Source organism: Spirosoma montaniterrae (assembly GCF_001988955.1).
Taxonomy (GTDB): Bacteria; Bacteroidota; Bacteroidia; order Cytophagales; family Spirosomataceae; genus Spirosoma; species Spirosoma montaniterrae.
The window spans coordinates 1357993-1371474 of sequence record NZ_CP014263.1 but is presented as its reverse complement, the minus strand read 5'-3'; the positions used below and the strand labels follow the sequence as shown (position 1 = coordinate 1371474).

11 protein-coding genes are annotated in these 13482 nt (G+C 51.8%); 1 reads left to right on the top strand and 10 read right to left on the bottom strand.

Annotated features, from left to right (window positions below; translation table 11 throughout):
- Nucleotides 1-26: 26 nt before the first annotated feature.
- The 5 genes from AWR27_RS05925 to AWR27_RS05905 form a co-directional block, all read right to left on the bottom strand.
- Complete coding sequence (locus AWR27_RS05925; RefSeq protein ID WP_077130341.1) at nucleotides 27-1535, bottom strand: DUF1501 domain-containing protein; 1509 nt, start codon at nucleotides 1533-1535, stop codon at nucleotides 27-29.
- A 1-nt stretch (nucleotide 1536) separates the two neighbouring features.
- Nucleotides 1537-3180, bottom strand: coding sequence for a DUF1800 domain-containing protein (locus AWR27_RS05920; protein WP_077130340.1), 1644 nt, complete (start codon nucleotides 3178-3180; stop codon nucleotides 1537-1539).
- A 268-nt stretch (nucleotides 3181-3448) separates the two neighbouring features.
- The gene (locus tag AWR27_RS05915; RefSeq protein WP_077130339.1) at nucleotides 3449-4777 is read right to left on the bottom strand and encodes an ammonium transporter; all 1329 of its coding nucleotides are present in this window, start codon (nucleotides 4775-4777) and stop codon (nucleotides 3449-3451) included.
- Nucleotides 4778-4816: 39 nt separating this feature from the next.
- Nucleotides 4817-5992, bottom strand: coding sequence for a porin (locus AWR27_RS05910; protein ID WP_077130338.1), 1176 nt, complete (start codon nucleotides 5990-5992; stop codon nucleotides 4817-4819).
- A gap of 325 nt (nucleotides 5993-6317) precedes the next feature.
- The gene (locus AWR27_RS05905; RefSeq protein WP_077130337.1) at nucleotides 6318-6668 is read right to left on the bottom strand and encodes a 4Fe-4S dicluster domain-containing protein; all 351 of its coding nucleotides are present in this window, start codon (nucleotides 6666-6668) and stop codon (nucleotides 6318-6320) included.
- A 135-nt stretch (nucleotides 6669-6803) separates the two neighbouring features.
- Here AWR27_RS05905 and AWR27_RS05900 point away from each other — a divergent pair, with 135 nt between their 5' ends.
- Nucleotides 6804-7841, top strand: a complete 1038-nt coding sequence (locus AWR27_RS05900; protein WP_077130336.1) for an aldehyde dehydrogenase family protein — start codon at nucleotides 6804-6806, stop codon at nucleotides 7839-7841.
- A gap of 103 nt (nucleotides 7842-7944) precedes the next feature.
- Here AWR27_RS05900 and AWR27_RS05895 read toward each other — a convergent pair whose 3' ends face one another.
- From AWR27_RS05895 to AWR27_RS05875, 5 genes are all read right to left on the bottom strand, one after another.
- On the bottom strand, nucleotides 7945-9675 hold the full coding sequence (locus AWR27_RS05895; protein WP_077130335.1) for an alpha/beta hydrolase: 1731 nt from the start codon (nucleotides 9673-9675) through the stop codon (nucleotides 7945-7947).
- 65 nt (nucleotides 9676-9740) lie between these two features.
- The gene (locus tag AWR27_RS05890; protein WP_077130334.1) at nucleotides 9741-10424 is read right to left on the bottom strand and encodes a hypothetical protein; all 684 of its coding nucleotides are present in this window, start codon (nucleotides 10422-10424) and stop codon (nucleotides 9741-9743) included.
- 118 nt (nucleotides 10425-10542) lie between these two features.
- Entirely contained in the window at nucleotides 10543-11223 is a 681-nt protein-coding gene (locus AWR27_RS05885) for a hypothetical protein (RefSeq protein WP_077130333.1), read from the bottom strand.
- Between the two features lie 32 nt (nucleotides 11224-11255).
- Nucleotides 11256-13034, bottom strand: coding sequence for a fibronectin type III domain-containing protein (locus tag AWR27_RS05880; protein WP_077130332.1), 1779 nt, complete (start codon nucleotides 13032-13034; stop codon nucleotides 11256-11258).
- Between the two features lie 42 nt (nucleotides 13035-13076).
- On the bottom strand, nucleotides 13077-13472 hold the full coding sequence (locus AWR27_RS05875; protein WP_077130331.1) for a hypothetical protein: 396 nt from the start codon (nucleotides 13470-13472) through the stop codon (nucleotides 13077-13079).
- Between the last annotated feature and the right edge of the window lie 10 nt (nucleotides 13473-13482).

The window sequence follows — 13482 nt, the reverse complement described above, 5'->3', positions numbered from 1 at the left end:
TGGCGTAAAGGTAACGGATTTTAGCATTATCCGGTTATCCGAATAGAATATGGCCCGATGTAAGTCAGTTTTCCGTTAAGCTGGATGTTGCGCACGGTGATATTACGGTCAACGGTCATGGTATGCCCGGCGTTGATTTTCACGTATTCGCTGGCAAACGGCACCCGCCCAACGGTCCAGCGACTGCTATCGCGCCAGTGGCCCGACGCCACCGTTTCGACCACGTTGGAAAACAGCGAAATCGTCGGAAAATTGCGGTACAATACAGTGTCGGTGGTGGCTGGGGCGGTGCCAAACCAGCCGTTCAGTACGTCGGTATAAACGCGCCGGAAGTCGATCTGCATCGGAATGTCTTTACTGCCCCAGCGGTCGATCAGGTTTGTCAGGTCGGGATTCTGGCCGATGGTCTGGTGCTTCACGCCCGTGCCGAAAACAAATAACGGGGCCGCAACGCCGTGGTCAGTACCTTTGGAATTGTTGGAATCGGCCCGGCGACCAAACTCCGAGAACGTCATGCCAATCACCCGTTCGTGTGTGCCTTGTAGCTGTAAATCCCGCTGAAACGTATCGATGGCTATCGACAGCTTGCCAAGCAGCGTGGCGTGTTCGCCCTGGGTTGTATCGACACTATCGACCTGACCAGAATGCGTATCGAAGCCCGAAAGGGAGACAAAGTAGATTTTGGTTTTTAGCCCGCCATGAATTAGCCGGGCCACAATCTTCAACTGATCGGCGAGGTAGTTTTTTTCGTAGCCTTCGGGGTATGTCGCCAGATTCCGGCCTGCGTCAGCAGCTTGCTTGATCTCGTTGGCATAGCCCACTGCCAGCAGTTGCTGTTTACGAACGTAAGTAATCAGTTGGCCTACCTCATGGCTGTGCGTCCCGCCGGGCGACGGTGGATCACCCGAACCAACTAAGGCGTAAAAACTTTCGGGGTCGTTCAGCGCAATTGCCATCGACTGTTGCGGACCGAGCAGAGCCGTTGAGGTTAAGTACCCGATCTGAATCGCCAGCGGATGATCCATCTGCGGATTAGGGTAGCTACTGGGATAATCGGGGAACCTGTTGTCGAGATACCGCCCGGCCCAGCCCGTTGTGCCAAGTTGACTGGCATCGACGCCCGTCATCCAAATATCTGTCGAGCGCACGTGCGACTGGTCGGGATCGGGATACGACACCGACTGGACAATGGTTAGTTTACCATCGTTGTAGAGATTTCGCAGCCCCGTCATGGCCGGATGAAGCCCTGTGTCCGGATTGCCGTTGAGGGACAAAATCCGGTTTTGCGGAATAGCAATATTACTGCGCAGGTTGTTGTACTGCGACAACTGGTCGAGCGGAATCACGGTATTCAGGCCGTCGTTGCCGCCGTTGAGGTACACGATTACCAACACGCGGTCGGTGTTCAGAGCCGACGTTTCGAGCAATGACTGTACGAGCATAGCCTGTCGGCCAATGGCTTTCAGCCCGAAGCCATCGAGTACAACGGGCGATACGGCTGCCGATGCGGTCGCTAAAAAGTCTCTTCGGTTCATATCAAAACACCTGGTATTCGGCCATACGAAGCATGTATTTCATCAGGTTCTGGAGCCGCCACAGTACGGCGAAGCCATCTCCGCTATTGGTAGGATTTCGGCGGTAGCGGTTCCACTCAAACTGCCACGACGTGCGCGGAATACCCTGCATCATAATTGTATCGATCAAAAAATCCTGCTGCGCCGGAAACAGGTCTACCACAAACAGATTTTTCGTCAGCCCCGTCAGTACCTCGCTGCACGAAATGGCGGGGGTTCCGGCCACATCGCTGAAGTTGGGTTGCATCGACGTCACCCACGCCAGCAAGTCGATGCCCATCATATAACCCGGCTTAATCTGAAGCCATCGCCAGATAAACGTATCGGTCAGGTCGCCCCGCAAGCCCACCGTTGATGTATTGATCCAGAGTTTTGAAAAGCCCGTCTGATAATACGCATCGTAGCCAAAGACGGTTGCCTGATCGATCAGGTCCATCTGCATCTGACCAACGCGCCAGGTCACAAAGTCGAAATAGGTGCCAAAAGCGGCATAATCGGCGGGTAGTTCGGGTACGGGCTGGTTGAAAAACCGTAACGCACCAACCGTTAACTCAAGGGGCGATTTTATCATCGACCCGATGTTGACCGGGTCAAAAAAGACCTGGCTGGTCAGCAGTTTCGATACCACCGGCTGAATGGCGTAGTTATTGGCGGGGCTGGCAAAAAACTCGGCCAACGGCCCGATAACCGTATCTTCAATTGCCTGCGTAACCGTTGGATTCACGTACCAGCGGTATAGTTTGCGGCAGATATAGCGGGGCGTTTGCGGGTGCCGCAGCAACATGTCTACCAGATCGTTTAGCTCGGCATCACCTGCCGAGGTAGTACCCGGCTCCGAAACGGCCCGCCCGGTAATAACCGTGTTGGCATAATGTGCCGAAAAGGTTTTGTTGCTGGCATCATGCCGGCTATCGGTAAAGGTGGTTTTAAACGAGACCGATCCGGTAACATTATGGTTGGTATACTGCCAGCCAGTCAGCACTTTGGCGGCTGCTTTTACGTCGTCTTCAGTATAGTTTTTATTACCGGCGAAGTCGACAGCGCCTACCGTAAAGAGTTCCTGCAATTCGCGGGCGTAGTTTTCATTGGGTTTGCCAACCTCATTTTCGTTACCGTTCAGGTAACGCAGCATGGCTGGTTCTTTGGTCATTTTCGTCACAAACGTTCGAAAGTTGCCAAGCGCGTTATTCCGCAATAGCACAAGGTACTGGTATACAAACCGATAATCTTCGACCGTGTTGCGGGTTGTAACGAAGTGATTTTGCCAGAACAGGGCCAGTTTATCGAGCAGGCTGGGCGGAGCAGCCTGGGTTGTCATCAGACCCAGCCACCAGTGCCTGAGGTAATGACCCAGGTAAAAGTTACGGCTATGATCGAACGGTTTATCAATATACGTTTGCCCAGCAGTAGGCTTCGTGCTATCGAGGTCGATGGGTGGCAACACAGTATATCGGGCATTGGCAATCAATTGTTGTACGGCCTGCGTAGCCGTCAACCCCGTAAATGCCGTAATCTCGGCCTGTGTCGGACCGAACGTAGCCCGCCTGAGTAAGTGAGCGGCTGTCTTAGCCGTTAATGGCACGGTGTAGTTGTCTAAAGCAGGCATTATGCGTTGTATATCAATAGATTGTTTAGTATCAAAAAATATACCGAACCATCAGACAATAGACAAAAATAGACCAAAAACAGGAAACCACCCCCAAGCGGGAGTGGCTCCACGAGTACAACAAAACCACAGTAAAGCTGTCAGACATCACGGCCAGACAGGGTGCCTGTGGCTCTGCCTTTTTTAGTGAAAAGTGAAGAGTTGAAAATGAAAAATATGTTGGCAGAATAGATAACTTTTCATTTTTCACTTTTAACTCTTCACTGAATTATGCTTCGATGAGGAATTCGTCGTGCTGGCTAACGTCGAGACCTTGTTTCTCGTCGTCTACCGACACCCGCAGTGGCAGAATCAGGTCAGTGACTTTCAGCAGCAGAAACGACATCCCGAAGGCAAACGCCGATACCGCAACCAGCGCAATCATGTGCGTGATGAACAAGCCGGTTTCGCCGAATGCCAACCCCTCTACTGTAACGGCTGAGTTGATGCCTTTGCTGGCAAAAATGCCCGTCATAATCATACCAACCATACCGCCTACGCCGTGACAGGGGAATACGTCGAGCGTATCGTCGAGGGTTGATTTCGAGCGCAGGTGAGCCACATAGTTCGATACCATTGCGCCAACCGTTCCGATAAAGATAGCCGTTGGAACCGTTACGAAGCCTGCCGCCGGGGTAATGGCAACCAGACCAACCACCGCACCAATACAGAAGCCCAGTGCCGATACTTTTTTGCCTTTAGCGGCATCGAACAGCACCCATGCCAGACCCGCAGCCGCAGCCGCCGTATTGGTTGTAGCGAACGCTGAAGCAGCCAGTGGCGATGCACCTACTGCCGAACCAGCGTTGAAACCAAACCAGCCAAACCACAGCAGACCCGTACCCAACAGCACAAACGGGATATTGGCCGGTGGGAACGCACTGGCTTCGAGGTGCGACTTACGACGCTTCAGGTAGAGCGCACCCGCCAGAGCAGCCCAACCCGCCGACATGTGTACAACCGTACCACCGGCAAAGTCAAGAACGCCCAATTTGAAGAGATAACCATCTGGATGCCAGGTCATGTGTGCCAGCGGGCTGTATACGAACAGGCTGAACAGAATCATAAACAGCACATACGACCGGAAGTTAATACGCTCGGCCATCGAACCCGTTACGAGAGCGGGCGTGATGACGGCAAACTTCAACTGGAAGAACGCGAACACCACCAGCGGAATCGAAGCCGCCAGCGACCAGGGCTTGCCATCGAGTACGCCTTTGAACATGAAGTGATCGAATGGATTGCCGATGAAACCGCCTATTGTGCTGCCGAAGGCAAGGCTGTAGCCAACCACTACCCACAATACGCTGATTGCGCCCATCGCAATAAAACTTTGCAACATGGTCGAAATCACGTTTTTATTGTTCACCATACCGCCGTAGAAATACGCCAGACCAGGCGTCATGAGCAGCACAAGGGCCGTAGCCACGAGCATCCAGGCCGTGTCGCCCGAGTTAATTCCTTCCGTAACAATCTGCGTCGGCACGGCGGGCATCATAACAGCTACAAAGCTGACAACGAGCAAAATAGCGAGGGGAATGTAGTTAGGTTTTTGCATGGAACTGAATAGGTTTTTGTTGTACAGGAAACCGGTTGATTAAAACTTAAAGATGGCGGCCATGCCCAGCGTGGTCTGGCCTTTTACCAATTCACCGTCGCCATTGATGAACTTGTCTTTGCTGTAATTGTCCATCCGCAGTTCAGGTTTGAGCAGCACGTGGCCGTCGGCAATAACAATATTACCCGTAACAGTAATCGAGTTCACGCTCACACCCGACCCATCGGCGGCTGTCAGGGCACGTGCGCCCCCTTTGTTGTCGAAGGTTTCGTAGCGAATGCCCATGCCAAATTTATCGGTGAAGGCATAGTTGCTGTACACGGCTACCCCGCCCCAGGTGGTGGCTTTGTCGACAAACGTGCCGGTAGCATAGGGGTTTCCCTGCTGATAACCGCCCTTTTGCGAACCGTAAGCTGCGTTCAGGCCGAGGAAGAACTTCGGCGTAACCTGATAGGTCGTTGTCAGGTCGAAAACCGAGTAGTTACCGGTCGAGTCTTTGCCAGCCGTGCCATTCACCGTTTTCACATTAGCTTCGTTCGAGATAGCCGTGTTCAGGTATACGTTCCAGCCGCTTACGGGGCTAATGAACAATTGGGCGATAAATCCTTTGGCGCGGTTGTTATCGAAGTTACGGTCAACGTTGTTTACCAGCCCGGCCATCAAATATACCCTATCGCTGAACGTATACTGCGCTTTCAGACCGAGGTGATAGAACGGCCCATTGTTGAAGAGGTTCGAGAGCGAGTAGTTGTAGTTGACTGGCGCATCGATGACTTCGTAGCCAATGTGTGTACCAAATTGCCCCGCCGTGAACGAGAGCTTCGGGCTTGCCTTCATGGTCAGGTACGCCTGCTTGATAACCAATGCAGTAGAGGTGGCAGCCCCCGAATTGAGCGATACGGTGTTGCCGTAGTTACCGAGGTCAGCGTTGTTACCGAAGGCGAGGTCCATCACGGCGTCAACTTTGTCGGACGTATAGTTGGCTCGTGCCTGCACAATGCCTAACTGAAATTGCCCCGCCCGCTGATCGAATGCTCGGGCAGCTCCAAAAACGCCCGTGTTCATGCGGTCTTGCGGGTTGTTGAAATTGGCAAAGTAGTAGGTGTCGAGGTAGCCCGCAAACGTGAATTTTCCTGGCGCGGCAGTAGTCGAGTCCTGTGCCTGAACACCATAACCAATAAGCAAAGAACTTAGAAGTAAAATTGTTTTTTTCATGTGGTTTGTTTTGTGGAGCGATGTTTGTCTGTGGTATAAATTCTGAAGCAAATTTTACCACTCAATTGTAATAAAGCAAGTGCAACATCAAAACAAAATGCATTTTTTCTGGTTTTACCTCAAATTTATTTAAAATTTTATAGTTTTTAAACGTAAAATCCCTATTTTCTAAAATATTTCCTTATTACAAGAAATTTTGCAAATTGATTTTATCGCAGAATATTATTTTGATTGAAAATTATTCGTTTTTGATTAGCCGTTACCTAAAAAAAGCCCTGACAAACATTTGTCAGGGCTTTTTTTAGGTAACGGAATTATAGGTATGTCAGGCTTCAGCGTGCAACCAGGCTTTTTTGGCCAGTAACGTTTCTTCATCTTCTACCTGATCGGGGTCAGGCACACAGCAATCGACAGGGCAAACAGCCGCACATTGTGGCTCTTCATGAAAGCCCATACACTCGGTGCATTTGTCACTGACGATGTAATAAAATTCGTTGGAGACGGGTGCCTGAGGTGCTTTGCCGCTAATTACCGTGCCATCGCCGAAATCAACTTCGGTAAGTTCAGTCCCTCCTCCCCAGGTCCACTCAACACCACCTTCGTAAATGGCCGTATTGGGGCATTCGGGTTCGCAGGCACCACAGTTGATGCACTCGTCAGTGATCATGATTGCCATGGGCAGTACAAATTTATAAACTGTAAACGATTAAGATTCTTGATTTAAACAACAAATATAATTATTTAAAGGTTGACCGCAAACTAAATTTAATTTCCTTTAGTTGATGGAGTATTCCATTCGTTTATTCCTTTCATGTTACAAGCAGAACGCCTGCAAACGTTCGTGGCCCTCGGTAACTTCCTGCGTTCAGCCGATGCCCAGCCAGAACTTGACGAAATCGCCCAACGCGCTTACCATAAAAATAATTGGTTTACGCCCGATAACTCGCTGAAAGCCTTACATTCTATTGCCAAACAGTTTCTCGACGCCGATAAGCTGAGGGTTTGGGCCAGTCGGTATCAGCCCGAACCGAGTGGTTCGCCACGCGCTGTTGGCGTAGTAATGGCAGGCAATATTCCGGCGGTCGGGTTTCATGATTTATTATGTGTATTGATGAGTGGTCATAAACTGCTCGCAAAACTCAGCAGTCAAGATTTTGTACTTATTCATTATTTAATACAAAAATTAAAGGAGATTAATCCGGGCTTCGTCGATTATATCGACGAAGTAGAGCGGCTAAATGCGGCTGACGCCTACATTGCTACGGGCAGCAACAATACCGCCCGGTATTTCGAGTATTATTTTGGTCGGAAACCCAGCATCATCCGCCGAAACCGTACATCCGTTGGGCTGCTCATGGGCGAAGAAGCCGACGACGAGCTACTGAAACTTGGTCACGATATTTCGGACTATTATGGACTCGGTTGCCGCAACGTTTCAACGCTGCTCGTGCCGGAAAACTACGACTTCATACCCCTGCTCCGAACGCTCGAACCGCAGGCGAAGTTGTTTTTAGACAACCACAAGTACCAGAACAATTACGATTATAACAAATCGATTTATCTGATCAACGCAGTGCCGCATTACGACAACGGCTACCTGCTTGTCACTGAAAATGAAGGCTTAGTTTCCCCTATTTCAGCCGTTTATTACCAGACTTACGCAACGCTCGATGAAGCCAAACAGTGGTTAACCGACCGCGCCGAACAGATTCAGGTTGTAGCGTCGGCCCAGAACTGGCTTGCCAACAGTATTAGTCTGCCCGGCGTAGCATTCGGCCAAACCCAGCAACCCGCGCTTACAGATTACGCCGACGGCGTGGATACGATGGCGTTCCTGGGAAATTTGTAGAGACGCAAGATGTTGCGTCTCCTCGTGCGTCAGCCATTGCGTCTCCTCGTGCGTCAGCCAGAAGCCATCCGGGAAATGAGACGCAACATCTTGCGTCTCTACGTTAATACCGCCAGCTTGTCAAATCGGCACCTTGTGGGTGGTTGGCTTCGATGCGCTTCAGGATTTTGTCGACGTACATCGTATTATAACGCAGTCGACTAATGTAGTTCGGCACGTTGGGGTCGCCGTTCCAGCAGTGCTCAAAGCGGTCGCCGTAGGCCACCTCGGCGCGTGCTGCCGGATTTTCAACCTTCTTCAGAAAATCTTCCATCAGGTACACGGCGTTGTTGAGGTAATAGTTGTCCATGTCGCCACAGTAGAGGTGGATTTTGCCGGTTACTTTAGGGCCGAGGGTTTTCCAGTCGCGTTTCAGGATGTGCAGCAGGTCGTAGTGTTCGCGCCAGTAAGCCGCTACGGTTGCGTCTATTTCGCCGGTTAGTTTGTTCCAGATGCGTTTGGGATAGCCATCCGGTCCGGCGGGTGAGTACACAGCCTCCCAGATATCGAACTGATCGCCGGAGCGGCTGTTGGTGCCTAAGGCCAGTTCGCGGTGGTTGGTTTCCTCCATCGTTACTTTTACCTGACCGAGATAGTTGCGCTGACTGGGGCGGGGAGTTCGACGCAACGGCCCTTCGCTGTAGTACGCGTTCTTGTCTTTATACAGATTAAACACCGTGTAGGCGTCGAAGCTGATGGGGTCGGGGCAGGCGGCAAAACAGCCGTTAAACTCGTCGGGGTAGAGCACCTGCACAGCCAGAGCTTCCCAGCCGCCTGTGCTGCCGCCGTAGGTAAACCGCGCCCAGCCCTGCCCAATACCTCTAAACTGCTTCTCGATTTCGGGTAGCAGTTCATACATGATGGCGTCGCCATAAGGACCAAGGTTTTCGGAGTTCACGGCATACGAATCATCGTAATAGGGGTTGGCGTGCTGAATTTCCACAATCAGCATACGCGGGAAGTTGGGGCCGGTCCACTTCTTGTAAAAATCGTAGGCTTCCTGCGCCACAATCTTGTTATAGCCGCGCAGATTGAACCGGGCAATATAGTCGGTCGTGTCCATGTTGGCGGGCGGGGGCGTTTCGCTGAATCCGTCGAAGTCGGCGGGAAAGTGGCCGTGATTGATGCAGATCGGATAGCGGGCGTTGGGGTGCTCATCAAACCCGGCGGGCAACAGTACGTGAGCGCCGAGGTACATCGGTCGGCCCCAGAACTCGGTTAGTTTCTGACTCTGAATTTTGATGTGTTTGATGAATTTCGTGTCTTTCGGCTCCTGAATGGGCGGGTTCACCTGGTCCATCACGACCGCAAAGGCTTGTTTGCCACCAGCTTTGAGCGTAATCTTCTGCGGCTTGCTGAACAGGTTGCCGGGGGCTGTGCGCCAGTTCTGTCCTTCGCCCCTATCCATTGGCAGCTTCACCGTCCGGCGCGTACCATTCGGGCCGTTTTTCACCTGAAACGTTTCGTACTTGTGCAACACCGCCTGCACATAATAATCGCCGGGCGGCAAATCGCGCAGGCTGCGTTTTGGGTAGCCGAACACACTGGCATCGACCACAGCCGCCTGACCGGGTTTCAGCCCGTTGACATCAATCCCAAACAATTGCGCCGTTTCAACGGCATCGCTCACCTGATTGCGTGGCTCCGGGCTGGCAGTTTTAGCCAGCATCAGCAGCACGCGCCCGTCGAGCGGGGCGGTACTTTGGGCGGCAGGAAATGAAACGGAAAACGTGGTTTGGGCACACGCCTGTGCATAAAAAACCCAGGCAGCAAAACAGAGTAGCAATCGGTTCATGAAAGTTGTAGGATTGGTTGCGCCCTCAAACTACGCAAAAAACCAATTGCTGCTATACGGCATCGTTACGGTGTCCCCCCGGAGCCGCCCGGTCTACTGCCAACAAGTGGCACCGAGTTGATCCAGCCACCAAGCCGCGACGGGTCGAAACCAACCAGAAACGCCAGCAATGAGATAGTCAGTGCAAAGCGGTAATACAGGGGCGGGGCTGTGTTTTCGACTTGTTCTTTTTTGTTCTCCGGCAGTGCCGTTTTGTCTGTTCCGGCAGTGGCCTGCTGCGCTTCGGCTCGTTCCTTTTTCTCGGCCACTTTGCTCGCCATGTTGAAGATGTTCGTCACCGAATCATTGTTTGAGGTCAGCGATAAATTAGCCCCGACAATAAAAATCATGTAGACCATAAACCCGCGCAACGCCGATACAATCGGGCTTTCGGTCATATAAATCAGCCGCTGAAAATCGGGTGAGGCTGGGTCGAGTTTCTGCCGGTCTACGTGCCTGAAATAATTTTCGGCGGCCAGATTACTGGTTAGCCCACCCGACAACCCCGCCCACACGGCCATCAGAGCCACGTTGGTAGGCGTATATGACAGCATGACCATCAGGAAATCGTAGAGTGTCCCCCGTTCATCGCCTATAGCCTCTAAATAATTGGCCGAGTTAATGGTAATACCAATCGTGAGCAGCGTGAACCAGACCGCGAAGCTCAGCACGGCCAGCACTTTGAAATAAGCGTATCGTCGGCTTGTCATGGGTGAGGAAGGTTACAAATATCCAGTTGCGCTTAGTTTACTGCAATTGGTCGTAAACTAAGCGCAACCGGATACTTTTTGTGTCAGGAATTGAGTAAGTGGCGTCATTGACAAGTATTTACCGGCTCAATGCGCCCGACCCACCGTCGATAAGCTGGGGGTCTGGAGCCGCTAAACGGAACGCATTGGTTTTGCTGGCTAACTGGTTACCATCAATCCAGACGCGAGATTTATTGACTGGAATCAGTCTGAGGTTGTCTACATCGCCGGTTTTCTCAGTGATTAGCGTAGCATACTGAAAATCCTTGATGCCCGTCGCTGTCATCTCACCGGTAATAACGGTCAGGTATTTGTTAGCAATACCGCTCGATGTCCCGACGACCTGCCCGAAAAGGGTAAACTTGTTACCCGACCCCGACAGAAACGAAGCCGTGCCGGTTCCGGTGTTGCTGCCACCTACCTGCTTCTCTTCCATTTTCACTTCGTCTCCGTTCTGAGCTGTGAACCGGTAGCGATAGTTGGAAACAACGCGGCCTTTAGAATACGTGTCTTCTGAGCTATAAGGAGCCAATAAGGTAAATGGTGAGACTTCAAAAACACCTTCGATGTTGGGCGGTGTATTCCCCTCGTTGATAACCAGCCCCTTCGCCTTCATGTCGTCTAAGGCGGCTTGTGGCACAATGTTTTGAATTTTGGCCGACAGGCCCGGCGCGGCTTCGTCCTTCTTACAGGACGTAACTCCACCCAGCAGCGCGGCTGCGGTGAAGGCGGCAAACAGAAAACGGGCGTAGGTTTTCATAGTATTGAAATTGGTTATGTGGAAAGACAAGGTTATTTCTGCTCGATGGTTGCCAAAACCAAACCATAGGTACCAGTAATATCAACCGTAGTTTGCCCGAATTGCGTACTGCCTTTTGAACAGACAAACCCCATAGTAGGAACACCAGTAGCTGAAATAGTTAGCGCCGGTCTATCAGGGAGATAGAGTGTCGATACGCTACGGTTTCGAACCGCCCACAGCCATCTGCGCTGTGTTGTACTGTACTTGGCTACGCCCCAATATTCCTTATTTTCCGGCGATTGAGCTGGCAGTGTGATATCGCCAATAGTAAAGGGGCTTCCTCTACTACCCATGGCAGCCATGTACAGATTTCCAGCTTTATCAAGGTCGAAAACAGATGATGGGCGCGTGGCTAAGGCCCATTTGGGTGTCCCGTCCTGCCCAAAAACGGCTACTATAGCTGAGTTAGCTCCTGTAGTGGTGGCACCTCCAAATGAAAAACCGCTGGTGCCAGCCGGTGCCCGAGCTTGAGCGACAAACTCATTTGGGGCCGTACAGCGTATGACCATTAAATTCCCAACACCCCCATTACTGGGTACATTTCCTACAAATTTATTCCACTCCATTTCGCCCGAAGCCGACAGTTTGAGCAAATACTCGCCCGCCGATGACAGGGTGGTAGTGCCAACGGTAGCGGCACCTGCTCCAGACGCGACCGCCAAATAAACGGCTCCATTTTCGTCAACATCATACAAAATAGATTGCTGACCAGGACCCGAGAACTGACGCGCCCATTGAAAAGTCCCATCGCGGTCGAATTTTGCTATAAACGAATCGAATGTGTTATCAACAGGGTTTGTATCCGTTGATCTCAACGTGACACTCCCCAGTGTGACACTCTGATTGCCGCGTAATGCACCTGAAACATAAATACTACCCTGCCCATCAATACTTGTGACCGCATCTTCATTTCGGCCAGGAGTGCGTATCCATTCTACACTGCCATCGGGCGTAACTTTGGCAAAACTGCTGCCAGATCTGGACAAACTCATAGTCCCAAATTTACCTCCGGTGTTACCGGCAAATACGTTAGTATAGATGTTCCCGGCAGCATCTATATCAACTATGGAGACATAATCCGGACCGATGCTTTTCAATTCAGTAACCCAGATAGGTTTACCGAGCGGGTCAATTTTTGCCAGAAAACCATCTCTGCCACGCTGCGCAGTGAGCGTAGCTGATCCCATTTTGCCAGCCCCCTCGTAAGAACCGACAACATAAACGTTCCCATTGCCATCTGTGTCAATAGAAACGTCTAATTGATTGAATCCGTCAGCTATCGTGAATACCGATTTCCAGTCAGCTACTGCCGACACGACGGCTGCTGTCGTTGTAAATTTGACTATGGTTTGTTGGCTGCCTTTTGCGTTATCGGCCCGGCCTACTACCGTATAGGTTGTGTTGGGCAGTAGGTTCGTCAGCGGGGCCGTAAACGTCAGTGGAAACGGGCCACTGGTGGCACCGAGTTCAACCTGTTTTGCATTGGCGATATTATCGACGTAGTAGGCAAATCCGTGGTAAGTGATTTCTGCGCCCCCATTGCCGTTAATCACTGCCGACACCCGCGCCGAGGTGCTGCTAATACCCGTCACCGTAACGGCGGTGAGGCTGGGAATAGTAGTGGCTGTAGCGGTCGTGCTGGTGCCGGGCGTGGTGGCAACAGGCGGTTTGGTGGGCGCAGGGTCGGGGGCTTTCTTGCAGTTTTGCAGACCCAGCGTACAGGCGAGCAACAGGCTCAGCCAAAGCGCGAAGAACGTAATACGTTTCATGATGATGCTGTGGATAGATATGAATTAGCAGAATGTTCCTGTTTAAACCCGCGTTCCGTTCCACTGCATCTTGTTCGTGCAGCCTTTGTTTGGCCCATCGGCATCGGTCCATTCGCCCGCGAAAGCATCCGGCCCCGTGAGCGTGAACCGGAACGTACCTGAATAGCTCAGGGTAGGGCAAGCGAGGTTATCCTCGTAGATAATCTCGTACCACGTACCGGCCAGCACTTTCCCCGCTTTGTCGAGTTTGCCGACGAGGAAGCCGCTGTGTTCGTAGCCGTTGGCATCGGTGTGGCCGCCCCACGCGCCGGTGAGTTGAGTGGGGTTTACTACGTCTGCTTTCAGGGCCAGCCACGCCCCGGCCCAGCCGCCGTTGCAAACGCTCCATTTGGTTTCCCAGCAGCCTACAAAGGGGCTGGGTGATTTGGTTGTTTTCATGATGGTGATG